Below are 21,805 nucleotides of genomic sequence, written 5' to 3' on the forward strand. Positions count from 1 at the left end.
TTCAGGCCCCCCTGAACCGAACGAAGGGCCGCCACACCACCCGGTGCGGTGGCCCTTCGCGTTTCTGCATGCTCCTGTGCGCCCGCAGGTGGAGCATCTGGCCCATGCGCCGTACCTTGCTGCCCCTCGCCCTCTGCGGGGCGCTGCTCTCGCCCCACGTCGCCGCCGAGGCGGCTCCCCGGCCGCCGTCCGGCCGGCTCTTCTCGTACGGCCCCCACGAGCGTCAGAACATCACCGTGTACGGGAGCCCGTCCCCGCGCCGGCCCGCCCTGGTGATCGTGCACGGGGGCTCGTGGGCGCGGGACACCGACTGGAGCGGCCGGGCACGGTGGTTCGCGGACCGCGGCTTCACCGTCTACGACACCGACTACCGGCTTACGTCCGACGCGGCGTGGCCCGCGCAGCGCGACGACGTGCTCGCGGCGCTGCGGTGGGTCGGGGAGCGGGAGCGCGGGGAGCGGCCGCTGGTGCTCGGCTCGTCGGCGGGCGGGCATCTGGCCTTGCAGGCCGGTGCGTACGGGGAGGGGCGTTCGCGGGTGCGGGGGGTGGTGGCGCTGTCCCCGGTGGCCTCGCCCTACCGGGCGTGGGCGGACGGGGGCGTGCCGGGTGCGCCGGCCGAGCGGCGGGCGCTGCGGAAGGCCACGGAGCGGCTCGCCGGGTGCGCTCCCGATCTCGGCGGGCTGCGCTGCTGGGAGCGGTGGGACGACCTGGCCGTCAAGACCCACGCGTCCGGTACGGATGACGCTCCGCTGCTGCTGATCCACTCGGCGGGTGACTTCGTGCCGCGGGGGCACTCCGTGGAACTGGCGGCCACGCAGCGGCGGGCGGGTCAGCGGGACGTGACGGTACGGACGGCCCGGGGCGCCGCCCACGGGGGCCAACTCCTCAAGGCTCCGGGCCTGGCCCGCATGACGCTCCGCTGGCTACGGGGGCATGCGTAGTGCCTCCGGCGGTTCGGGGGCGGGTGCGGGTCGGCCTGGGTTGCTCGCGCAGTTCCCCGCGCCCCTCACCAACCCCCCAAAGGGGCGCGGGGAACTGCGCGCCCAGCCACGAACAGCCCGCGGCGGCCGACCGACAAAACCCCGCAAACGCATCTGCCCCAGACAGCCCCCACGGCAACTGCAGGCCGTCCGACAGTTGCTCGCGCAGTTCCCCGCGCCCCTGGCGGGGCGCACACCACCCCGCAGGGTTATCTCAAGCCCCGCCTCCGCCTCGGCAGGAACGTGAAGACCGCGCCGCCCAGGAGAATCACCGTGCCGGCGACGAGGCCCAGGGCCCGCAGGGCGCCGTTGTTCTCCGCTCCGGTCTCCGCGAGGCCGCCGCCAGAGGCTGAGCCTCCGGTTCCGCCAGCCGCCCCCGTGCCCCCGGTAGCCGTCCCCCCGGACGCCCCGCCCGGCTGGGCCTTCGTGTCCAGTTCCAGGGAGACCTCGCTCTTGGCGGGCGTGCAGGTCGTCGTCGTACCCAGCGCCTTCACGGTCAGGACGCCCGGCGAGAGCGTCGCCTTGCCGTCCGCCCCCGGCTTGTAGGTGCCGGTGAGGTCGGGGATGGTGATGGGCGCGCCGGACTTGAAGGGGTCCTTGTTGGCCGGGCCCTCGACATGCACCGTGCCCTTGTCCGCGCCGCCGAGCCTGACCTCCATGGACGGCTTCACGGAGCCGGCGGGGATGTCCGCCGGGCTGTCCATCACGGACTTCTTGAACTGCACGGTCAGGCCATAGCCGCCGCCGTCCTTCTTGGCGTTGATCTGGACCGGCGAGGTGGCTTCCTTGTCACCGATCGGCGTCTTGCACTGGTAGGGCGTCTGGACCTCCTTGCCGGGGAAGTCGGTCTGGCCGTCCCCGCCCCCACCGGAGGCCCCGCCGGCGTTGCCACCACCGCTCGCGCTCCCACCCGTACCGCCAGAGCCCCCGGTACCGCCACTACCCCCCGTACCGCCGGACGACCCACCCGTCACCTTGATCGTCGCGCCCGCCCCCACCCGCTCCTTCGGCGCGCACTTCGTGTCCGTCGAGATCGGCTTGCTCACATTGATGGCGTACGCGTCCGGCGTCAGCGTCACCTCACCCGCCGCCGTCAGTTTCAGCTTGCCCTTCATGTCGGACAGGATCATCGGGCTGTTCTTCTTGATCGGCGGATTCTTCCGCTCCCCCTCGACCTTGAGGTCACCGCTCTGACCGCCGCCCACCTTGATGGTGCCGCTCGGCTTCACCGTGTCCTGGTCCAGGTCCAGGACGTCCGGGTTCTTCGACGCCGCCTGCGTCGTCTTCCACACGACCTCGACCTCGTCGCCCACCTTCGCCGTGGCGGGCGCAGTGATCTCCACCTTCGTGGTGCCCTGCACGGGCGGCAGCCCGGAGATCGCCGGCGGGACGCACTCCGTCTGGTAAGCGACTTCCGCGGCCTGCGCCGGTCCCGCGGTGAACAGGACACCCGCTCCGCCGAGCAGGAGCGCGACCGAGGCCGCGCCCGCTCTCCGTCGATGCGTGATCACGTGTTTCCCTTCGTCGGACTGTTGTCGGACGGTGCGGAGAGCCGGCCCGCAGGCGCGCCGGGGTCTGTGTCGGGGGTGAACCACGGCAGAGCGGTCGTCCGCTCCGCCTGGCCGGGGCCGTGCCCGCCCGATCCCCCCGGGGAACGGGCGACGCGTGGCGCGCGGGCCTGCTCGTCGGCCGCGACCGCGCTCTGCGAAAGCCTCAACTTCGGGAGCCGGTCCGCGAGTTCGGCGACCCGCCCGGTACGGTGCCGGCCACCGGCACGCCGTCGGCGGGGCCGCAGCCGGTCGACGACCGCCATGCCGAGGCGGAACACGGCCGCGGGCACGACGAGGCCGAGCAGGAGCCAGAAGACGGTGACGCCCCAGGGGCGGCCCACCCCCCACGGCTGCTCGGCGAGGACCTTCCCGCCGAACTTCAGCGAGACCAGGTAGTCGCCGTGCGCGCCCGCCGACAGTTCCACCGGCAGCTCGATCCGCGCCTTCTTGCCGGGCGCGACGGTGCCGCGCCACTGCTGCTCCTCCCACTGCGGCGCGAACACGCCGTGCGAGGTGCCGACCTGGAAGACGGGGTCCTTGACGGGCGCCGGGCCGACGTTGCCCACGGTGAAGACGAGCGTGCGCCGCGGCGGGGCGCCGAACCAGGTCAGCAGGGAGCCGGAGCCTTCCATACGGGTGTCCGTCAGGACGGAGAGCCGCCCGCCGCCGCTCCGCTCGGGCAGCGGCTTCACGGGGTGGCCCGCGACCTTGAAGACGGTGTCGGCCCGCGCCTTCTCACCGGTCACCGTGGCGACGTGCACGACGCAGGGGCAGGGCTCGGGCGGCTCGGCGACGGGCAGCTTCTTGCGGAAGGTGCCGTCCTCGCCGGTGGTGACGGCGCGGCCCTCGGCGTTGGCGCACGAGTTGGTGCCGCCGACGACTCCCCTGCCGGGCGCGGACTGCCCGCAGATCAGCATCATCAGCAGGGCTCGGGGCCGCCAGCCCGCGCCCTTGACGGTGACGGAACCGCCCTTGCCCGCCTGGGCGGCGGAGAGCGTCACGGTGGGCTCGTCCGCTGCCGCCACGGGTGCCTGCGGCAGCAGGGCGGAGCCGAGCAGCGCCAGACCGACGACGGCCCACAACCAGGCCTTCCCGTTCCGCTTGCCATTGCGCCTGCCGTTCCGCCTTCCGTTCCGCTTGCCGTTCACAGTTCCTCTCCCGTCCCCGCCGCCGCCAACTCCCGCGCGGTGTCCGGCCCTTGCCCGCGCTCCCGCTCCGCGCCGGATTCCGGTTCCGGCACCCGGGCGTCGCGTCCGCGTCCGCGTACGAGATGGAGCGCGCCGCCCGCCACGGCGAGCAGCGCGGCGGCCCCGCCCACCACCGCGCCCCACGGCACGAACCGCGCCGACGCCGTGGCGGTGTCGCGGGCACGGGTACGGGTACCGCCGGGGACCGTCGCCGTCGCCGTCAGCCGTACGTCCGCCGCGTCGAGGGCGGGGATGTCCGGCCAGGGCTCGCTCAGGGAGACGCGGCGCCCCGGCAGCAGTTCGACCGGCAGCGGCCGCGCCGGGCGGTCCAGGAGCGTGCCGAAGACACCGTCGGCGTGGACCGCGAGCTTCGGTTTCAGCACGGTGTTGCCGCGGTTGACCAGGTCGTACGTGATGCGCCCCGCGCCCTGGTCGATCCGGACGCGCTCCACGGTGAGCGCCGGGAGCGTGGGCCCGCCGACCCGCAGGTGCAGCCGTACGCCCACCGTGCGCCCGCCGCCGCTCGCGACGATCACCCCGGGGTGGTCGCCGGGCACCGCGTCCTCGGGGACCGCCACGGTGAACGGCACCTCGGCGCGGGTGCGCGGCGGCACCTTCACCTGCCGCTGCGCGAAGCGGATCCACGCCCCCGTGTCCTTGCCGTTGTCGGCACCGGCGTCCGCGCCCGCGTCCGCGCCCCGCAGGGACACCGTGCGGGGCTTCGGCCCCGGGTTGGTGACGGCGACGGTGTCCTGGAGCACCGTGCCCGGGGCACCCTCGGCGTAGAAGGCGGGCCGGCCGTCCTGCACGGGGCGCGTGCCGCTCCCGGTGGACGGCGCGACGGACCAGGCAGGCGAGCCACCGCCGTCCGCGTGCGCGGGGGCCGCTGCCGCCAGCAGGAGGGCGGCGGCGCACACCACGGCGGCACGTGCGGAGGCCGGCATGAGCGGCATGAGCGGCATGGGCTGCTTCGGCGGCATGGACGGCTTCGGCGGCATCGGCGGCTCCTGGCCTGGTTTCGGCGGTCCGGGCTGTCGGGCGCGGGCTACCGCGAGCGCGCCGCCTGGTTCCTGCGGGTCAGCCAGAGCGCGCCGGCCGCGCCCGCGAGCAGCACGGTGCCGCCGAGGGTGCCGAGCGCGATCGCGGAGTCCGCGGGGCCGGTCTGCGGGAGCTCGCTGCCGCCGGTGGCGGAGCCGTCGGAACCGCCGGTCGTGCCACCGGAGCCGGCGTCGAGGCCCGTGTCGGAATCAGAACCGGCACTGGAACCGGAGCCGGAGTCGGACCCGGAGCCGCCCGAGCCCTTGACGTCCAGTTCCAGGGAGGGCTTCGGGTTGTTGGACGGCGTACACGTGGTGGTCGTACCGAGCGCCTTGATCGTGAGGACACCGGCGGTGAAGGTGACCTTGCCGCTCTTCTTCGGCGTGTACGTGCCCGACAGGTCGCTGATCTTGATGGGGGTGTTGGCGGGGATCGCCTCGGCGTTCGGCGCACCGGAGACCGGCACGGTGCCGCTGTCGGCGCCGCCGACCTTGATCACGGCGCTTGGCTTCATCGCGCCCTTGCCGAGTTCGACGGGGCTGGACGAGACGCCCTTCTGGAAGGACATCGTGAGCTTGTAGCCGCCGCCGCTCTTGACGCTCTTGATGTCGATCGGCGAGACCGCGCCCTTGTTCCCGATCGGCGTCTTGCACTGGTAGTTGACGTCCTGGACGGTGGCCTGGGCGGCAGGGGCGGCCATGAGCACCGCCGAGCCGCCGGCCAGGGCGGTGGCAAGCGCGAGTGCGGCCGATTTCTTGTACGACACCTCGTGATCCCCTCATGCCGGTCGTCGTGGCGTGCCGCGGTGCGGAGTAACGCTGGACCGACGCATTACTGACGGCACATCAGATTGGGCGCTCAAGGTACGCCCGGGGCCTTGCCGAGGGAAGACAAAGGACGCGCCGGATCGTGGTGATCCGGCGCGTGTGCGAACCGTGGGTAACGCCGCGGCCCTGGGCGGACCGCGGGCGGGCGGGCGCTAGGCGGGCGCTCCCAGCTCCGCCCAGACCGTCTTGCCGACGCCCCCGGGCGTGCGTACGACACCCCAGTCGAGGCAGAGCCGCTGGACGATGAACATGCCGTGTCCGCCGGGCCGTCCGGCGCGGTGCGGGGTCCGGGGCGCGGGCTGGCCCGCGCCGCGGTCGGAGACCTCGATGCGCAGCACTTTCCCGTCACAGGAGAGCCACAGCTCGTCGGGGCCCTCGGCGTGCAGGCAGGCGTTGGTGACCAGCTCGGAGACGACGAGCAGGACGTCCTCGGCGGCGGCTCTCCGCTCGGCCCCCTCCGCGGGCAGCCAGCCCCACGCGTGCAGCGCCTCACGCGTGTAGTCCCGGGCGAGGGGGACGATGCCGCTCGCGCCGTCCAGGCTCAGCCGGCGGACCTGGCGAGCCGTGGGCGCCCCGGAAGCCCGGTCCGCGGGAGCGTCCGCGACGGCGGCCTCGGACTCCGGGCCACGGTCGCCCGGCGAATAAGGCCGGGTGGTGCTCATCAGCGCTTCACCTCACCGACAAGATGACTGAGCACTCTGGACACGCAGAGGACTCTGGACAGATAGGGGTCGTGGGACGAGTAGGGGACATCGGCTGCTTGCCGTTCTGACAGAGGACGGGTCCAGGTCTCTCCTGCCCGGTCGAACCGTGAGAACACCCACTTGTTCGGGACGGTCCGTGTGACGCTGGTAACGCCTTGATCACACCGGGACAACTGAAGCGTAACTTTCGCGTGCGGCCGTCATAGCCTCAGTTCTCCAGGGCTGCTTCGAGCGTCTCGTGCACTGTGAAGACGGCCTCCGCACCGGTGATCTCAAAGACCCGGGCCACCACCGGCAGCATCCCGGCCAGATGGACTCCGCCCCCCGCGGCCTCGGCCTTGAGCCGGGCTCCGAGCAGCACATTGAGCCCCGTGGAATCACAGAACTCAAGACGCGAGCAATCGACGACGAGCCTTGAATAGCCGTCCGCGAGACAGCTTTCCAGCGGTTCTCGCAAGAGATCGGCGGTGTGGTGATCCAGCTCACCCGCCGGAGTCACGACGGCGCTCGCATCCGCCGTTCTCACTTCGACCAGAAGCCGGCCCCTGTGCGCACTGCCGACCGTGCCGCGGTCCATGCCGTCTCTCTCTTCCGACCGTCGTAGCTGTTGATGACGCCCCTGAACATTACGCCCTCCTTGCGGTTCGGGGTAGCCGAACATCCCCCCGAAATCGGACATTTCACCGCCAAACGCACTTGCGACCGAAGCGCGGAAGCGGGTAGGGGTAGAAGAGACAGCAATCGACACGGACGGCTTTGGAGGCGCCGCACACCGCAGTGCACGTATTGGCATCGGCAGCCATATGCCGAGAACGATGGAGGACACCATGTCACCCCGGCTCGACGAATCGCGTACTGACCAAGCGACGTCGACACCCCCGCCGTCCCACTCCGCCACCACGATCCCGGACCCCGCCCGTGAGCCGCAGCCTGCCCCGGAAGCGGCTTCGGAAACCCTCGAAGGGCTGCACGACCTCCCCGAGATCCCGCCGTACGCCGAAGTGGGGCCGCTGGACGCGAGGGCCCTGTCCAAGACCCTTTTCGAGCGCCTCGAATCGCTCGAAGAAGGCACACACGAACACGCGTACGTCCGCAACACACTGGTCGAGCTCAACCTCGCCCTGGTGAAGTTCGCGGCCTCCCGGTTCCGCTCCCGCAGCGAGCCGATGGAGGACATCATCCAGGTCGGCACGATCGGCCTCATCAAGGCCATCGACCGCTTCGAACTCAGCCGCGGTGTGGAGTTCCCCACCTTCGCGATGCCGACGATCGTCGGTGAGATCAAGCGCTTCTTCCGCGACACCAGCTGGTCGGTGCGGGTCCCGCGCCGCCTCCAGGAACTCCGGCTCGACCTCGCCAAGGCGGGCGACGAACTCGCCCAGAAGCTCGATCGGGCCCCGACGGTGGGTGAACTCGCCGAGCGCCTCGGGATCACCAACGACGAGGTCGTCGAGGGCATGGCCGCGTCCAACGCCTACACGGCGAGTTCCCTGGACGCCCAGCCGGAGGAGGACGACTCCGAGGGCGCGCTCTCGGACCGGATCGGCTACGAGGACCACGGCCTCGAAGGCATCGAGTACGTCGAGTCGTTGAAGCCGCTGATCGCCGAACTGCCGCCGCGCGACCGCAAGATCCTCTCCCTGCGTTTCGTCGCCAACATGACGCAGTCCGAGATCGGCGAGGAGCTCGGCATCTCCCAGATGCACGTGTCGCGACTGCTGTCACGCACCCTCGTCAAGCTCCGCAAGGGACTGACGGTCGAGGAGTGAGCCCGCGCGGCGCCGCCGGGCGCCTCAACGGTCCTGTGGGGCCCGCCTCTTGAAGGGGCGGGCCCCACAGTCGTCCTCTCACCTGGCCACGGCCAACGCCGCCTCGACCGCCGCCTGGGCGTGCAGCCGGGTCGTCGGGAAGACCGGCACGGGGCTGTGCTCCTGCCGGATCAGCAGCTCGATCTCCGTACAGCCGAGGATCACGCCCTCGGCGCCCCGGCGTACGAGCCCTCCGATGACCTCCTGATAAGCCACGCGGGACTCGTCACGCACGACCCCGAGGCACAACTCCTCATAAATAACCCGGTGGACGACGGCCCGCCCCACCTCGTCGGGCACGAGCACCTCCAGGCCGTGCCCCGCCAGCCGCTCCCGGTAGAAGTCCTGCTCCATGGTGAACGCGGTGCCGAGCAGCCCGACCGTGCGCAGCCCGGCCGCGCGTACGGCTTCGGCGGTGGCATCGCCGAGGTGCAGCAGCGGCACGGCGATGGCGTCCGCCACCTGCCCGGCGACCTTGTGCATGGTGTTGGTGCAGATGAGTACGAGTTCGGCGCCCGCCGCCTCAAGTCCCTTCCCGGCGGCGGCGAGCACGTCACCGGCCCGCTCCCACTCCCCCGCGACCTGCAACCGCTCGATCTCCGCGAAGTCCACGGAGTGCAGGACGCAGCGGGCGGAGTGCAGGCCGCCGAGGCGTTCGCGTACGAGTTCGTTGAGCAGTCGGTAGTACTCGGCGCTGGACTCCCAGCTCATGCCGCCGATGAGGCCGATGGTCTTCATGCGCCCAGGATCACATCCCCATCTGTCTCCGGCTCACGACGTCGTTCGAGTGAGAGCGACGCACATCGATGGTGACTGCCGCACTCCGGTCGTAGCGTGGGCGTATGACCACCCGCGTACCCATCCGCCAGCTCCAGCAGCACGCCAGTGAACTCATCGACCGTGTCGCCGCGGGCGAGCGCGTGGAGATCACTCGCAACGGCCGCCTGATCGCGGTGCTCGGACCTCCGGACCCGGAACAGCGCGTCATGGAAGACCTGGTCCGCACCGGAACCGTCGACCCGGACAACGCGGCTTCGGCGCGCGGGCTCGGCGACTGGGAGCCTCTGGCCGCCCACCCGGGAGCCTCCTCGAAGCTGTCCGAAGTCCTGTTGCGGATGCGCGAGGAAGAGGACCGGTGATCTACCTCGACTCCTGCGCCCTGCTCAAGCTCGTCCTGCGGGAGGCCGAGACGGACGCATTGCGCACCTTCCTGGCCGCCAGGGCGGCGGAGGGCCATGTGACCTCGGCACTGTCGCAAACCGAGGTGTTCCGTACGCTGGTGCGGGCCGGAGCGGATCCTGAAGTGGGTGACGCCGCCGAGGCGTTGCTCGACCGGCTGCTCCGCATCCGCGTCACGGATCCCGTGCTGCGGGCGGCCGGCATGTTCCCGGCCCGCCACCTCCGCAGCCTGGACGCGATCCACCTGGCGAGCGCCGAGTACCTGGAACACGCGCTCACGGCGTTCGTCACGTACGACAAGCGCCTGGCCGCCGCCGCGCTCGACCGCGGCCTCCCGGTCGAAGCGCCGGGCGCCTAGGACCCGGCCCTTCGGGCCCGCCCCTTCCCCAGCTCGCACCAGACGGTCTTGCTGTCGGCCCCCTGCTCGACGCCCCAGCGCAGCGAGACGGCGTCCAGCAGGGCCAGGCCGCGCCCCGCCTCCTCGTCCCCGGTGGCGTTGCGCATCACGGGCAGCACGCGGGGGTCGGGGTCCGTGACCGCCACGCGGATCCGCCCCGCACCGCCGCCGGTGATCCTCACGGTGACGGGGGTGCCTTCGCCGAGGTGCCGGATGACGTTGCTGAGCAGCTCACTGGCGCAGAGGGCGAGGTCGGGGTGCGGGCCGTACGCGTCCAGGGCGCGGCGCAGTTCGGGTACGGCCTTGGGGACGGCGAGCAGGGAGGTCTCGAAGTCGGGGGCGGTGGAGGGCTCTGGGTCGTACATGGGGGTACGCCTTCCGGTGCGGTGTGTGACGTTGCGGTCACACAGTGGCGTGGGGCGGCGTAGCGTGACAGGGGTTTGGGTTGCGCTGAGTAACTGGCGAATGGCGGTGGTGAGTTGTGCCCCCTCGTAAGGATCCCGACGCGTCGGTGAGCGTGCCGGCCTTCTACGGCGCGGAGTTGCGCTTCAAGAGGGAGGCCGCGGGCCTCACGCTCGAACGGCTGGCCGAGGGCAGCTACCGGGGTATCTCCTTCCTCAGCCAGATCGAGCGCGGTGAGCGTCGGATGCCGCTGGATCTGGCCCAGCACGTGGACGAACGGCTCGGGACGGACGGCTTTTTCCAGCGCCGCTGTGAAGATGCGCGCAAGGCTCGGCAGGGTGGGCATGCGGAGTACTTCGCGGATGTGGCGGAGATGGAGCGGTACGCGGAGTCCATTGAGGACTGGGCGCCCATGCTTGTCCCCGGACTGTTGCAGACGCGGACCTACGCAGAGAGCGTCGTACGGACATCCCTGCCGTGGCTGCCGCCGGAAACCGTGGAGAAGCAGGTCAACGCCCGCATAAAGCGGGCGGAGCTGTGGCAGCGCGAAGAGCGTCCGGCCTTCTGGGTCATCCTGCACGAGCAGCTCGTCCGCAAGCCCCTTCTGGCTCCGCAGGAGATGTCGGCACAGCTGAGGCACATCCTGACGGTGGTCCGGTCCGTGCAGGGCGTTCTGCAGATCCTCCCGGAAACGACGGCGGCACACCCGTTCATGATGGGCATGACCAGGACCATGACCTTCCCGGACGCCCCTCCCGTCGTGTACACCGAGGGTCTCCACAGCGGCCAACTCATCGACTACCCGCGGCTCGTGAAGGACTACCGAAGGTCGTACGATCTGCTCAGGGCCGCCGCACTGCCACCGGAGGCGTCCCTGGCCCTGATCGAGGCAGCCGCAGAGGATTACCGAAATGGCGACCAGCAACATTGACTTGAGCTCGACGCACTGGCGCAAGAGCTCCTACAGCAACGGCTCCGGAGGCGAATGCGTCGAGGTCGCCGACGGCCTCCCCGGTGTCGTCCCCGTCCGCGACTCCAAGGTCACGGACGGGTCCGTCCTGGTGATCCCGGCGGCCGCGTGGAGCCCCTTCGTCTCCGCCGTCACCACAGGTGAGCTGACCGCCTGACAGGAACACTGCCCGCGTGGCGCGCGGATCCAGGTCAGCGCAGGTTCTCGTCGGCGCGGGCGCTCCAGACCGCCAGTGCGGCCGCCAGGGCGCAGGCGCCGCCGAGCCACAGGACGCCCTGGAGGGTGAACGCGTCCACGATCAGGCCACCGGCCAGCGCGCCGAGGCCGATCGACAGGTTGAACACCGCCACCCACAGGGAGGAGGCCGCTTCCACCGCCTGCGGGGCCGCCTTGATCATCCAGGTCTGCAGGCCGACCGACACGCCGCCGTACGCCAGACCCCAGACGATCAGCAAGAGGACACCGCCGACCGTCGTCCGGCCCAGCAGCAGGAAGAGCGGCATCGCGACCGCAAGGGACACGGCGGTGATCAGCACGCTCCGGTGCACCCTGCGCGCCAGCGCGGCGCCGGCGACAAAGTTGCCGATCATGCCTGCCGTGCCGAAGCCGAACAGCAGCGGACCGACGAGTCGCTCGTCGATGCCCGACAGCTCCTGAAGTGTCGGGCTCACGAAGGTATAGGCCGCGAAGTGGCCGAAAACGATGAGGACCGTCGCGATGATGCCGATGCGCACGCCGGGGTTGCGGAACTGCTCAGCCAGGAGACGCAGCCCGATGGCCTGCGGGGCGGCCAGCGACGGGAGCACGGCCAGCAGGGCGATCAGCGCGATGAGAGCCAGGCCGCTCATCGACGCGAAGGCGACGCGCCAGCCGGTGAGTTCACCGATCAGGGTGCCGAGCGGGACGCCGAACACGTTCGCGGCTCCGACGCCACCGAAGACGATCGCAGTGGCACGTGGCACGTTCTCGGTGGACACGAGCCGGACGGCCAGGCCGCTGGCGATGGCCCAGAAGCCACCGATCGCCACCCCGACCAGCACCCGGGAGGAGACCAGGACGGTGAAGTTCGGCGCCATGGCCGATGCCACGTTGGCGAGGGTCATCAAGGCCATCAGCCCGAGCAGCAGGAGCCTGCGGTCCAGTGCGCCGACGAGTACCGGAACCACGGGTGCCGCGACCGCGGCGACCAGGCTGGGCACCGTCACCATGAGCCCGGCGGTCCCTTCGGAGACCGACAGCGCCGACCCCACGGAGGTCAGCAGGCCGATCGGCAGTTGCTCGGCGGTCACCAGCAGGAACGTTCCCAGGGCCACTGCGCTGACCGCCAGCCAGTGATCTTTTCTTGGTGTCTGCGAGGCGCTCGCCAGGGCGGCGGACTGTTCTGCGGTCGTCACCGGTGTCTCCTCCGTTCGTTTGGGAGCGTTCGCTCCCATACGAAGGAGGACCATAGTATGGGAGCGATCGCTCCACAAGTTCGGTAGAGTGGGGCCATGGCACGCCCCCGACAGTTCGATGAGCAGGACGCGGTCGTCAGAGCGACCGAGCTGTTCTGGCGACGCGGCTACCACGCCACCTCGGTGCGTGATCTGGGCGACGAGCTCAAACTCACGCCCAGCAGCCTGTACCGGACGTTCACCGACAAGCACACGCTGTTCTTGCGCGCGCTCGACCACTACCGGGCCACGGAGTCCGCTCAGGCCGAGCGGCTGCTCGATGCCGACAGCCGGCCGATCCGGCACGTGCTGCGGGACTGGATGCTGTGGCTGGTCACCTGCCCGCCCGACGGCGAGCCCGGTCGAGGCTGCTTCGTGGTCAACACCGCCACCGAACTCGGCACCACGGACGACCAGGTCAGTCAGCGGACCGAAGCCGCCTTCGAGGTCACCCGGCAGGCACTGCGCTCGCTGCTGCTCCAGGGGCGGCGCAAGGGCGAACTGCCCGCCGATCTCGACGTCGACGCCGCCGTGGAACTGCTGTTCACCACGGTCCTCGGGCTGCGGGTACGGGAACGCGCCGGCCACGACCCCGCACGCCTGGCCACCGCGATCGACGTCGCGATGCGGGCCCTGGGGCCCACGCCGACGACACCCTCCTGACCACGGCTTCGGAAGTCACCCCCCCCTCAGGACACCCGCACGCCCCGCTGCCACACCCCACTGACCAACGGCACCCCCGGCCGATACGCCAAGTGCACATGGCTCGGGGCGTCCAGCAGGGCGAGGTCCGCGCGGGCGCCCTCGCGGAGTACGCCCACGTCGTCGCGCCGCAGCGCCGCCGCGCCGCCCGCCGTCGCCGACCAGATCGCCTCGTCCGGGGTCATGCCCATGTCCCGTACGGCCAGGGCGATGCAGAACGGGACCGAGGACGTGAAGGACGAACCCGGGTTGCAGTCCGTGGAGAGGGCCACCGTGGCGCCCGCGTCCAGGAGGCGGCGGGCGTCCGGCCACTCGGCCCGGGTGGAGAACTCCGCGCCCGGCAGGAGCGTCGCCACCGTGTTGCCCTGGGCCAGGGCGTCCACGTCCGCGTCCGTCAGATGCGTGCAGTGGTCCGCCGACGCCGCGTCCAGTTCCACCGCCAGTTGGACCCCGGGGCCGTACGACAGCTGGTTCGCGTGGATGCGGGGGTGCAGGCCCTTCGCCTTGCCCGCCGTGAGGATCGCGCGGGCCTGGTCGCCGTCGAACGCGCCCTTCTCGCAGAAGACGTCGATCCAGCGGGCGTGCGGGGCGCAGGCGTCCAGCATCTCGCCGGTGACCAGTCCGACATACGCCGCAGGGTCCTCCGCGTAGTCGGGGGAGACGATGTGCGCGCCGAGGAACGTGACCTCGTCCGTGTGGGCCGCCGCGATCCGCAGGGCGCGGGACTCGTCCTCCGTCGTCAACCCGTAGCCCGACTTCGTCTCGAAGGTCGTCGTGCCCTGGCGGAGTGCCTCCCGGAGGTAATGGACGACGTTCGCCTCCAGCTCCGCGTCCGTTGCCGCGCGCGTCGCCGCCACCGTCGTACGGATGCCGCCCGCGGAGTAGGCGCGGCCCGACATGCGGGCGTTGAACTCCTGCGTGCGGTCGCCCGCGAAGACGAGGTGGGAGTGGGAGTCGACGAAGCCGGGGATCGCGGCGCGGCCGTCGGCGTCGTGCACCGTGTCCGCCGCCGGGGCCTTCGCCGCCGGGCCCACCCAGGCGATGGTCCCGCCGTCCAGGACGACGGCGGCGTCCGTGAGCAGGCCCAGGGGGCTGCCGTCGCCCTGGGCGGGGTCGTTGGTGACGAGGCTCGCGATGTTGGTGACGACGGTGGTGGTCATGGGGTGCTCCATGGGGGAGGGCGGGGGTTCGAGCGAGTTCCTTCCCCAAGCCCGCCCCTTCCCGAAACCGGGGCTCCGCCCCGGACCCCGCTCCTCAAACGCCGGAGGGGCTGGGAAAGCGGGCAAGGCGGCGGCCTTGGGGGGCCGGTCAATCTCTCAGCGCCGCCACCGCCTCCGCCAACGCCCCCGGCACGTCCGGAACCACCGCGTGCGCCCCGTCCCGTACGACGACCCGGCCGCCGGCCACCACATGCCGGACGTCCGCCGCCGTCGCCGCGAAGACCGCCGTCTCGGCGGCCAGGCGCGGCACCGGGCCCGCCGTGCGGACCGTGTCGAGGGCGACGGTGGTGAGGTCCGCCAGGGCGCCCGGTTCGATGGCGCCCGCGTCGGGCCAGCCGAGCGCCGCGTGCCCCGTGGCCGTCGCCGCACGCAGCAGCGCGGCCGCCGTCCAGTGGCCTCGGGTGTGTGAGCGGAGGCGTTCGTTCAGTTCCATCGCTCGGGCCTCTTCGAAGAGGTCGATCACCGCGTGGCTGTCGCTGCCGAGCGACAGGGGGCTGCCCGCCCGCTCCAGGGCGACGGCGGGGCCGATGCCGTCCGCCAGGTCGCGTTCCGTCGTCGGGCACATGCACGTGCCCGTCGTCGTGCCGCCGAGCAGCCCGATGTCCTCCTCCGTGAGGTGCGTGTTGTGGACGCCCGTGGTGCGCGGGCCGAGGACACCGTGGTCGGCGAGGAGCTGCGTGGGCGTGCAGCCGTGCACCGCCTGGCAGGCGTCGTTCTCCGCCGTCTGCTCGGAGAGGTGGACGTGCAGGGGTGCCTGCCGCTCCGCCGCCCACTGGGCGACCGTGCCCAGCTGCGCGGCCGGCACCGCCCGTACGGAGTGGATCGCCGCCCCGATCCGGGCGTGCGGGCGGTCCTTGAGCGCCGAGGCCCGCTCCGCCCACGCCTGCGCCGTGCCGTCGGAGAAGCGCAGCTGATGGCGGTCGGGCGCCTTGCCCCGCGTCGCGGAGAGCACTCCGGAGGCCACGTACGCCGTGTCCAGGAGCGTGATCCGTACGCCCGCGTCCGCCGCCGCCTGGATCAGCGCCTCGCCCATCGCGTTGGGATCGGCGTAGGGGATGCCGCCCGGCCCGTGGTGGAGGTAGTGGAACTCCCCCACCGTCGTGATGCCCGCCAGCGCCATCTCCGCGTACACCGCCCGCGCGAGCGCGTGGTAGCTCTCGGGCGTCAGGCGGTCCGCCACCCCGTACATGACCTCGCGCCATGTCCAGAACGTGCCGGAGCCGACCTGGACGGTGCCGCGCAGCGCCCGGTGGAAAGCGTGCGAGTGGGCGTTGGCGAGGCCCGGGAGCGTCAGGCCGCGCAGGACCGTGGCACCCGGTGGGGGCGCCGCGACGTCCTTGCGGACGGCCGTGATCCGCTCGCCCGTCACCTCCACCGCCACGCCCGGCTCGACGTGCGTGCCGAGCCAGGCGTGCTCCATCCAGTACGTCGTCACCTGCACGCCAGCCCTTCCAGTACGTCGGCCAGTGCGGTCACCCCGGCCAGGCAGTCGTCCTCGGCGGCGTACTCGGCCGGGGAGTGCGAGACGCCCGTGGGGTTCCGTACGAACAGCATGGCGGTCGGGATGGAGCCGGACAAAATACCCGCGTCGTGGCCCGCGCCCGTACCGAGGACCGGAATCGGCCGGTCGGCCTCCTTGCCGAGGATCCTGGCCAGCTCGTCGCGCAACGCGTCCTCGAACTCCACCACCGGCGTGAAGGACTCGCGTACGACGTCGAGGTCGATGCCGTGCCGCTCGGCGTACTCCCGGGCGGCCTTCTCGACGCCCGTGACGACCGTGTCGAGGGTCGGCTGGTCGGCGGCGCGGGAGTCCAGCCAGCCGCGTACCAGGGACGGGATGGCGTTGACGCCGTTCGGCTCGACGGAGATCTTGCCGAACGTGGCGACCGCGCCCGCGAGTTCGGCCTCGCGGCGGGCGGCGAGGACCGTCTCCGCGTACGTGAGCATCGGGTCCCTGCGGTCCGCCAGGCGGGTCGTGCCCGCGTGGTTGGCCTCGCCCCGGAAGTCGAAGCGCCAGCGGCCGTGCGGCCAGATGGCGGACGCGATGCCGACGGGGTCGCCCGTGAGGTCCAGGGCGCGGCCCTGCTCGACGTGCAGCTCCACGAACGCGCCGATGCGGGCCAGGCGTTCGGGGTCGGGGCCGATGCCGTACGGGTCGTAGCCCGCCGCCTCCATCGCCTGTGGGAGGGACACGCCGTCGCCGTCCCGCAGCTTGTGCGCCGCCTCGATGGTGAGCTGCCCGGCGGTGAGGCGGGAGCCCACGCAGGCCAGGCCGAAGCGGGCGCCCTCCTCGTCGCCGAAGTTGACGACGGCGAGGGGCTTGGTGAACCGCGCCCGGCGTGAGCGGAGTTCGTCCAGTGCCGCGAAGGACGAGACGACGCCGAGGGGGCCGTCGAAGGCGCCGCCGTCGGGTACGGAGTCCAGGTGCGAGCCGGTGACCACGGCGTCCCCGGCGGCCGGGTCGCCCAGCCACGCCCACTGGTTGCCGTTGCGGTCCAGCTCGTACGTCAGACCGCGGGTCTGCGCCTGGGACTTGAACCAGGCGCGGCAGTCGGCGTCGGCCCCGGTCCAGGCGTAGCGGCGGTAGCCACGGGAGCCGGCGTCCCGCCCGATGGGGGCCAGGTCCCGCCACATCTCCTGGAACGACGGCGCGGCGGCCTGCTCGCTCACGCGCCGTCACCCTCCCGCATCGGAACCCGCACGCCCTTCTCGTCCGCCACGGACTCCGCGCTGTCGTACCCGGCGTCCACGTGCCGGATGACGCCCATGCCGGGGTCGTTGGTGAGGACGCGGCGGATCTTCTCGCCCGCGAGCTTCGTGCCGTCGGCGACCGAGACCTGGCCCGCGTGGATGGAGCGGCCCATGCCGACGCCGCCGCCGTGGTGGAGCGAGACCCAGCTGGCGCCCGAGGCGACGTTCACCATGGCGTTCAGGAGCGGCCAGTCGGCGATCGCGTCGGAGCCGTCGAGCATGGCCTCCGTCTCGCGGTACGGGGAGGCGACGGAGCCGCAGTCCAGGTGGTCGCGGCCGATGGCCAGCGGCGCCTGGAGCTCGCCGGACGCCACCATGTCGTTGAAGCGCTCGCCCGCCTTGTCGCGCTCGCCGTAGCCGAGCCAGCAGATGCGGGCCGGGAGGCCCTGGAAGTGGACGTGCTCGCCGGCCATCTTGATCCAGCGGTGCAGGGACTCGTTCTCCGGGAAGAGGTCGAGGAGCGCCTTGTCCGTCTTGTGGATGTCGGAGGCCTCGCCGGACAGCGCCGCCCAGCGGAAGGGGCCCTTGCCCTCGCAGAAGAGGGGGCGGATGTAGGCGGGGACGAAGCCGGGGAAGGCGAAGGCGCGCTCGTAGCCCGCGAGTTGGGCCTCACCCCGGATCGAGTTGCCGTAGTCGAAGACCTCGGCGCCCGCGTCCATGAAGCCGACCATGGCCTCGACGTGCCGCGCCATGGACTCACGGGCGCGGGTGGTGAAGCCCGCCGGGTCCTTCGCCGCGTACGTCTGCATGTCGTCGAAGTCGACGCCCACCGGGAGGTACGACAGCGGGTCGTGGGCGGAGGTCTGGTCCGTCACGATGTCGATGGGCGCGGACTCGGCGAGCATGCGCGGCAGCAGGTCGGCGGCGTTGCCGAGCAGGCCGATGGAGAGCGGCCTGCGCTGGTCGCGGGCCTCGACGGCGAGCTGGAGCGCGTGCTCCAGGGAGTCGGCCCGCACGTCCAGGTACTTGTGCTCGATGCGGCGCTCGATGGCGCGCGGGTCGCAGTCGACACAGATCGCGACGCCGTCGTTCATGGTGACGGCGAGCGGCTGGGCGCCGCCCATACCGCCGAGGCCGGCGGTGAGGGTGATCGTCCCGGCGAGGGTGCCGTTGAACTTCTTGGCCGCCACCGCCGCGAACGTCTCGTAGGTGCCCTGGAGGATGCCCTGCGTACCGATGTAGATCCACGAACCGGCCGTCATCTGGCCGTACATGGTCAGGCCGAGCTGCTCCAGGCGGCGGAACTCCTCCCAGTTCGCCCAGTCGCCGACCAGGTTGGAGTTGGCGATCAGGACGCGCGGCGCCCACTCGTGGGTCTGCATGACGCCGACGGGGCGGCCGGACTGGACGAGCATCGTCTCGTCCTGCTTCAGGGTCTTCAGCGTGCGGACCATCGCGTCGAAGGAGCGCCAGTCGCGGGCGGCCTTGCCGGTGCCGCCGTAGACGACGAGCTTGTCGGGGTGCTCGGCGACCTCGGGGTCGAGGTTGTTCTGGAGCATGCGCAGGGCGGCCTCCTGCTGCCATCCCAGGGCGCTGAGTTCCGTGCCGCGCGGCGCTCGTACGGGGCGGGGTCCTGACATGGGGCGGTGCCTCCTCGCGTGAAGCTGCTGTGACTGTCGTGGCTCTGCCGACTGTGACCTTGTTATTCACATCCTGATGGGCTGAATAGAGCTAGTCAATAGCGAACGGATGCGCGAGTACGCCAGCGAGGGCCCCGCCCCGGATGATTGGCTGGATCGCATGGCCCATGACGAGGATGGCGAGCAGCAGACGCAGGACCTCCGCGCGGCCGCCGCACCCGGCACCACCTCGGCCACCGCGCCCGGCACCACCTCCGCCGCCGACCGCGCCGACCGCCGCGACCAGGCCGTCCGCGCCGCCGTCGAGCAGGGCGTCGTCGGGCCCGCCGCGCCCGTCGTCGGCCTGCTCGACATCGCCGCATCCGCGCGAGCGCCGCCGCCCTGCGCGCCGCCTTCGAGGCGGTCACCCCGCCCGGCACCCCCGTCCTGCACGCCTTCGCGGTGAAGGCCACCCCGCTCGTCCCCGTCCTGCGACTGCTGCGCGCGGCGGGCATCGGCGCCGAGGTGGCGAGCCCCGGCGAGCTGGCTCTCGCGCGGGCCGCCGGTGTCACGCCCGCCGACACCGTTCTGGACTCCCCCGCCAAGAGCCCGGCGGAACTGCGCCAGGCCCTCGCGCTCGGCATCGCCGTCAACGCCGACAACCCGCAGGAGCTGGCCCGTCTGGACGCCCTCGTCCAGTCGGCGCCGACCGCCTCCCCCGTCGGGCTGCGCGTGAACCCGCAGATCGGCGGCGGCTCGATCGGCGCCCTGTCGACGGCGACGGCCACCTCCAAGTTCGGCGTACCGCTGCTCGACGAGGGCGCGCGGCAGTGGGTGATCCAGGCCTTCCTCGACCGGCCGTGGCTGACCCGCCTGCACGCGCACTCCGGTTCGCAGGGCATGCCCCTGGAGATGATGGTGCGCGGGGTCCAAGCGACGTACGAACTGGCCGAGGAGGTCAACGAACGTGCCGGGCGGCGGCAGATCGACACGATCGACATCGGCGGCGGCCTGCCCGTCGACTTCGGCTCCGACGAGGAGAGCCCGACGCACGCGCAGTACGCACGCCGCCTCAAGGCGCGGGTGCCGGGGCTGCTCGACGGGCGGTACGGCCTGGTCACCGAGTTCGGCCGGTCGCTCCTTGCCAAGCACGGCACACTCCTCGCCCGCGTCGAGTACGCGAAGAAGGCGGGCGGCAGGCCCGTCGCGGTGACCCACGCGGGCGTGCAGGTGGCGACCCGGACGGTGTACGCGCCGCTGTCGTGGCCGCTGCGGATCGCCGCGTACGACACCAAGGGCCGCCCCAAGACCGGGCCCGCCGTCGGCCAGGACGTCGCGGGACCGGCCTGCTTCGCGGGCGACCTGCTCGCCGAGAACCGGCCGCTGCCCCTGCTCGAACAGGGCGACCACATCGCCGCCCTGGACACCGGCGCCTACTATTTCGCGCAGCACTATTCGTACAACAGCCTTGTCAGGCCCGGCATTTACGGCTTCGCCCTGCACGGCGACGAGGTGCGCTTCGCCGCCGCGCGCGAGCCGCAGACCCTCGACGAGATCGTCGCGGAGTCGGGCGGCGGCTCGGAACGGGACGCGCTGCGGTACCTCTGAGCATGCCCGGTGAGTGGTGGGTGGTTCCCATGCTCTGAGGTTCCTCAACTCGCGCATAGTGACGTGGCTCACGGGCAGACCCTCCCTCCAGACGTGTTCCCGGTCTCGGGGGAGGCTCCAGTGACGGCACCCGGCACACCCAGCACCGCTCCACCGCCCGCGGAGGAGGGCACGCTGCACCGGGCCATCGGACCCAAGCTGCTGATCCTCTTCGTGATCGGCGACATCCTCGGCACGGGCATCTACGCCACCACCGGCAAGGTCGCGGGGAAGGTCGGCGGCGCGCTGTGGCTGCCGTTCGCGATCGGCTTCGTCGTGGCGATCCTGACGGCGGCGTCGTACGTCGAACTGGTCGGCAAGTACCCGAAGGCGGCGGGGGCCGCGCTCTACACCCAGAAGGCGTTCAAGACGCCGTTCCTCACCTTCATCATCGCCTTCATGGTGATGTGCTCGGGGCTCTCCTCGGCGAGCGCCGCGGCCCGCGCCTTCAGCGGTGACTACCTCGCCGAGCTGACGGGCGACGCGCTGCCGCCGACGCTCATCGCGATCACCTTCATCGTGCTGCTCGCCGCGCTGAACCTGCGGGGCGTCTCGGAGTCCGTGAAGACGAACGTGGTCCTGACCCTCGTCGAACTGACCGGCCTCGCGATCATCCTCGGGATCGGCGCGTACGCCGTGCTGACCGGGGACGGCGAGCCCTCCCGCCTCACCGAGTTCGAGGCGGGGGGAGGCACCGGGTACGCCCTGATGACCAGCGTCCTGGGCGCGACGGCGCTCGGCTTCTTCGCCTTCGTGGGCTTCGAGGACTCGGTGAACATGGCCGAGGAGACGAAGGACCCGGTGCGCACCTTCCCGCGCGCGATCTTCATCGGCGTCGCGGTGACGGGCACCATCTACATCCTGGTGGCGCTGGTCTCGTCCCTCCTCGTCGACCACAAGACGCTCGAAGGCTCCAGCGGCCCGCTCCTGGAGGTCGTCAAGGCGGGCGGCGTCGACTTCCCGCACAAACTCTTCGCGCTCATCGCGCTGTTCGCGGTCACCAACTCGGCGCTGATCAACATCATGATGGCCTCGCGGCTCTGCTACGGCATGGCCAACGAACGCATCCTGCCGCGTGCCATGGGCCGCGTGCTCGCCAAGCGCCGCACCCCGGTCGTCGGCATCGTCTTCGTCTCGCTGCTCGCGATCGGCCTGGTGTCGACGGGTGAGATCGAGGGGCTCGGTGACACCACGGCGTTCCTGCTGCTGTGCGTCTTCGCGGTGGTCAACGTGGCGGTGCTGGTGCTGCGCCGCGACCGCGTGGACCACGCCCACTTCCGCACCCCGACGTTCCTGCCGGTCCTCGGCGCGGTCACGGCCCTGGTCCTCGCGAGCCCGCTCGCCGACCGCCCGGCGGAGGTCTACATCCGCGCGGGGATCCTCATCGCCATCGGCGTCGGGCTGTGGGCGGTCAACAAGGCGGTCCTGAAGGCCCGCGGCGAGGAGTGACG

The 21,805-nt window shown here is 71.8% G+C and carries 21 protein-coding genes and 1 pseudogene; 9 read left to right on the forward strand and 13 right to left on the reverse strand.

Annotation, left to right across the window (positions count from 1 at the left end; all coding sequences use genetic code 11):
• Window positions 1-104: 104 nt before the first annotated feature.
• A complete protein-coding gene (locus tag KKZ08_RS15480; RefSeq protein ID WP_223775005.1) occupies window positions 105-941 on the forward strand; it encodes an alpha/beta hydrolase in 837 nt (278 codons plus the stop codon).
• A gap of 248 nt (window positions 942-1,189) precedes the next feature.
• Here KKZ08_RS15480 and KKZ08_RS15485 read toward each other — a convergent pair whose 3' ends face one another.
• The 6 genes from KKZ08_RS15485 to KKZ08_RS15510 form a co-directional block, all read right to left on the reverse strand.
• On the reverse strand, window positions 1,190-2,488 hold the full coding sequence (locus tag KKZ08_RS15485) for a hypothetical protein (RefSeq protein ID WP_223779066.1): 1,299 nt from the start codon (window positions 2,486-2,488) through the stop codon (window positions 1,190-1,192).
• Window positions 2,488-3,612: a hypothetical protein gene (locus KKZ08_RS15490; protein WP_223779067.1), complete on the reverse strand. Its 1,125-nt coding sequence runs from the start codon at window positions 3,610-3,612 to the stop codon at window positions 2,488-2,490. The genes KKZ08_RS15485 and KKZ08_RS15490 overlap by 1 nt, the downstream gene beginning before the upstream one ends.
• A 62-nt stretch (window positions 3,613-3,674) precedes the next feature.
• The gene (locus KKZ08_RS15495) at window positions 3,675-4,715 is read right to left on the reverse strand and encodes a hypothetical protein (RefSeq protein WP_223775006.1); all 1,041 of its coding nucleotides are present in this window, start codon (window positions 4,713-4,715) and stop codon (window positions 3,675-3,677) included.
• A gap of 47 nt (window positions 4,716-4,762) precedes the next feature.
• A complete protein-coding gene (locus tag KKZ08_RS15500) occupies window positions 4,763-5,521 on the reverse strand; it encodes an LPXTG cell wall anchor domain-containing protein (protein WP_223775007.1) in 759 nt (252 codons plus the stop codon).
• 213 nt (window positions 5,522-5,734) lie between these two features.
• Entirely contained in the window at window positions 5,735-6,244 is a 510-nt protein-coding gene (locus KKZ08_RS15505) for an ATP-binding protein (RefSeq protein ID WP_223775008.1), read from the reverse strand.
• A gap of 250 nt (window positions 6,245-6,494) precedes the next feature.
• Complete coding sequence (locus tag KKZ08_RS15510) at window positions 6,495-6,863, reverse strand: STAS domain-containing protein (RefSeq protein ID WP_223775009.1); 369 nt, start codon at window positions 6,861-6,863, stop codon at window positions 6,495-6,497.
• Window positions 6,864-7,113: 250 nt separating this feature from the next.
• Between KKZ08_RS15510 and KKZ08_RS15515 the strand changes: the two genes are divergently transcribed.
• Window positions 7,114-8,055, forward strand: a complete 942-nt coding sequence (locus KKZ08_RS15515) for an RNA polymerase sigma factor SigF (protein ID WP_223775010.1) — start codon at window positions 7,114-7,116, stop codon at window positions 8,053-8,055.
• A 78-nt stretch (window positions 8,056-8,133) separates the two neighbouring features.
• On the opposite strand, the gene KKZ08_RS15520 is transcribed toward KKZ08_RS15515, so the two are convergent.
• The gene (locus KKZ08_RS15520) at window positions 8,134-8,832 is read right to left on the reverse strand and encodes an aspartate/glutamate racemase family protein (RefSeq protein ID WP_223775011.1); all 699 of its coding nucleotides are present in this window, start codon (window positions 8,830-8,832) and stop codon (window positions 8,134-8,136) included.
• A 104-nt stretch (window positions 8,833-8,936) separates the two neighbouring features.
• On the opposite strand from KKZ08_RS15520, the gene KKZ08_RS15525 reads away from it, so the two are divergent.
• Together KKZ08_RS15525 and KKZ08_RS15530 are read left to right on the forward strand one after the other, a co-directional pair.
• Window positions 8,937-9,233 (forward strand): type II toxin-antitoxin system prevent-host-death family antitoxin, encoded by a 297-nt coding sequence (locus KKZ08_RS15525; RefSeq protein ID WP_223775012.1) that lies wholly within the window; start codon window positions 8,937-8,939, stop codon window positions 9,231-9,233.
• A complete protein-coding gene (locus KKZ08_RS15530; protein ID WP_223775013.1) occupies window positions 9,230-9,631 on the forward strand; it encodes a type II toxin-antitoxin system VapC family toxin in 402 nt (133 codons plus the stop codon). The genes KKZ08_RS15525 and KKZ08_RS15530 overlap by 4 nt, the downstream gene beginning before the upstream one ends.
• Here KKZ08_RS15530 and KKZ08_RS15535 read toward each other — a convergent pair.
• Window positions 9,628-10,035, reverse strand: a complete 408-nt coding sequence (locus tag KKZ08_RS15535; RefSeq protein WP_223775014.1) for an ATP-binding protein — start codon at window positions 10,033-10,035, stop codon at window positions 9,628-9,630. The genes KKZ08_RS15530 and KKZ08_RS15535 overlap by 4 nt on opposite strands.
• Window positions 10,036-10,151: 116 nt before the next feature.
• Here KKZ08_RS15535 and KKZ08_RS15540 point away from each other — a divergent pair, with 116 nt between their 5' ends.
• Window positions 10,152-11,003: a helix-turn-helix transcriptional regulator gene (locus KKZ08_RS15540; protein ID WP_223775015.1), complete on the forward strand. Its 852-nt coding sequence runs from the start codon at window positions 10,152-10,154 to the stop codon at window positions 11,001-11,003.
• Window positions 10,984-11,199 (forward strand): DUF397 domain-containing protein, encoded by a 216-nt coding sequence (locus KKZ08_RS15545; RefSeq protein WP_223775016.1) that lies wholly within the window; start codon window positions 10,984-10,986, stop codon window positions 11,197-11,199. The genes KKZ08_RS15540 and KKZ08_RS15545 overlap by 20 nt, the downstream gene beginning before the upstream one ends.
• A 34-nt stretch (window positions 11,200-11,233) precedes the next feature.
• On the opposite strand, the gene KKZ08_RS15550 is transcribed toward KKZ08_RS15545, so the two are convergent.
• On the reverse strand, window positions 11,234-12,409 hold the full coding sequence (locus KKZ08_RS15550; protein WP_223779068.1) for an MFS transporter: 1,176 nt from the start codon (window positions 12,407-12,409) through the stop codon (window positions 11,234-11,236).
• Between the two features lie 123 nt (window positions 12,410-12,532).
• Here KKZ08_RS15550 and KKZ08_RS15555 point away from each other — a divergent pair, with 123 nt between their 5' ends.
• Window positions 12,533-13,138, forward strand: a complete 606-nt coding sequence (locus KKZ08_RS15555) for a TetR/AcrR family transcriptional regulator (RefSeq protein ID WP_223775017.1) — start codon at window positions 12,533-12,535, stop codon at window positions 13,136-13,138.
• A gap of 26 nt (window positions 13,139-13,164) precedes the next feature.
• Here the strand turns inward: KKZ08_RS15555 and hutI are convergent, their stop codons facing one another.
• The 4 genes from hutI to hutU form a co-directional block, all read right to left on the reverse strand.
• Entirely contained in the window at window positions 13,165-14,337 is a 1,173-nt protein-coding gene (hutI, locus tag KKZ08_RS15560; protein ID WP_223775018.1) for an imidazolonepropionase, read from the reverse strand.
• A gap of 148 nt (window positions 14,338-14,485) precedes the next feature.
• Complete coding sequence (locus KKZ08_RS15565) at window positions 14,486-15,817, reverse strand: formimidoylglutamate deiminase (protein WP_223779069.1); 1,332 nt, start codon at window positions 15,815-15,817, stop codon at window positions 14,486-14,488.
• 11 nt (window positions 15,818-15,828) lie between these two features.
• Window positions 15,829-17,031, reverse strand: coding sequence for an allantoate amidohydrolase (locus KKZ08_RS15570; RefSeq protein WP_223779070.1), 1,203 nt, complete (start codon window positions 17,029-17,031; stop codon window positions 15,829-15,831).
• A 32-nt stretch (window positions 17,032-17,063) separates the two neighbouring features.
• Window positions 17,064-18,728 (reverse strand): urocanate hydratase, encoded by a 1,665-nt coding sequence (gene hutU, locus KKZ08_RS15575; protein ID WP_223775019.1) that lies wholly within the window; start codon window positions 18,726-18,728, stop codon window positions 17,064-17,066.
• Window positions 18,729-18,888: 160 nt separating this feature from the next.
• Between hutU and KKZ08_RS15580 the strand changes: the two are divergent.
• Both KKZ08_RS15580 and KKZ08_RS15585 read left to right on the forward strand, forming a co-directional pair.
• A pseudogene (locus KKZ08_RS15580) lies at window positions 18,889-20,315 on the forward strand (diaminopimelate decarboxylase).
• A 120-nt stretch (window positions 20,316-20,435) separates the two neighbouring features.
• The gene (locus tag KKZ08_RS15585) at window positions 20,436-21,803 is read left to right on the forward strand and encodes an APC family permease (RefSeq protein WP_223775020.1); all 1,368 of its coding nucleotides are present in this window, start codon (window positions 20,436-20,438) and stop codon (window positions 21,801-21,803) included.
• Window positions 21,804-21,805: the final 2 nt, after the last annotated feature.

Source organism: Streptomyces sp. 135 (genome assembly GCF_020026305.1).
Classification (GTDB): Bacteria; Actinomycetota; Actinomycetes; order Streptomycetales; family Streptomycetaceae; genus Streptomyces.

Coding starts and splice junctions, on each gene's coding strand:
- KKZ08_RS15520 (WP_223775011.1), bottom strand. CDS start 8,832: ATGAAGACCATCGGCCTCATCGGCGGCATGAGCTGGGAGTCCAGCGCC.
- KKZ08_RS15570 (WP_223779070.1), bottom strand. CDS start 17,031: ATGTGGCGGGACCTGGCCCCCATCGGGCGGGACGCCGGCTCCCGTGGC.
- KKZ08_RS15545 (WP_223775016.1), top strand. CDS start 10,984: ATGGCGACCAGCAACATTGACTTGAGCTCGACGCACTGGCGCAAGAGC.
- KKZ08_RS15515 (WP_223775010.1), top strand. CDS start 7,114: ATGTCACCCCGGCTCGACGAATCGCGTACTGACCAAGCGACGTCGACA.
- KKZ08_RS15565 (WP_223779069.1), bottom strand. CDS start 15,817: ATGGAGCACGCCTGGCTCGGCACGCACGTCGAGCCGGGCGTGGCGGTG.
- KKZ08_RS15555 (WP_223775017.1), top strand. CDS start 12,533: ATGGCACGCCCCCGACAGTTCGATGAGCAGGACGCGGTCGTCAGAGCG.
- KKZ08_RS15510 (WP_223775009.1), bottom strand. CDS start 6,863: ATGGACCGCGGCACGGTCGGCAGTGCGCACAGGGGCCGGCTTCTGGTC.
- KKZ08_RS15535 (WP_223775014.1), bottom strand. CDS start 10,035: ATGTACGACCCAGAGCCCTCCACCGCCCCCGACTTCGAGACCTCCCTG.
- KKZ08_RS15480 (WP_223775005.1), top strand. CDS start 105: ATGCGCCGTACCTTGCTGCCCCTCGCCCTCTGCGGGGCGCTGCTCTCG.
- KKZ08_RS15495 (WP_223775006.1), bottom strand. CDS start 4,715: ATGCCGCCGAAGCCGTCCATGCCGCCGAAGCAGCCCATGCCGCTCATG.
- hutU (WP_223775019.1), bottom strand. CDS start 18,728: ATGTCAGGACCCCGCCCCGTACGAGCGCCGCGCGGCACGGAACTCAGC.
- hutI (WP_223775018.1), bottom strand. CDS start 14,337: ATGACCACCACCGTCGTCACCAACATCGCGAGCCTCGTCACCAACGAC.
- KKZ08_RS15505 (WP_223775008.1), bottom strand. CDS start 6,244: ATGAGCACCACCCGGCCTTATTCGCCGGGCGACCGTGGCCCGGAGTCC.
- KKZ08_RS15525 (WP_223775012.1), top strand. CDS start 8,937: ATGACCACCCGCGTACCCATCCGCCAGCTCCAGCAGCACGCCAGTGAA.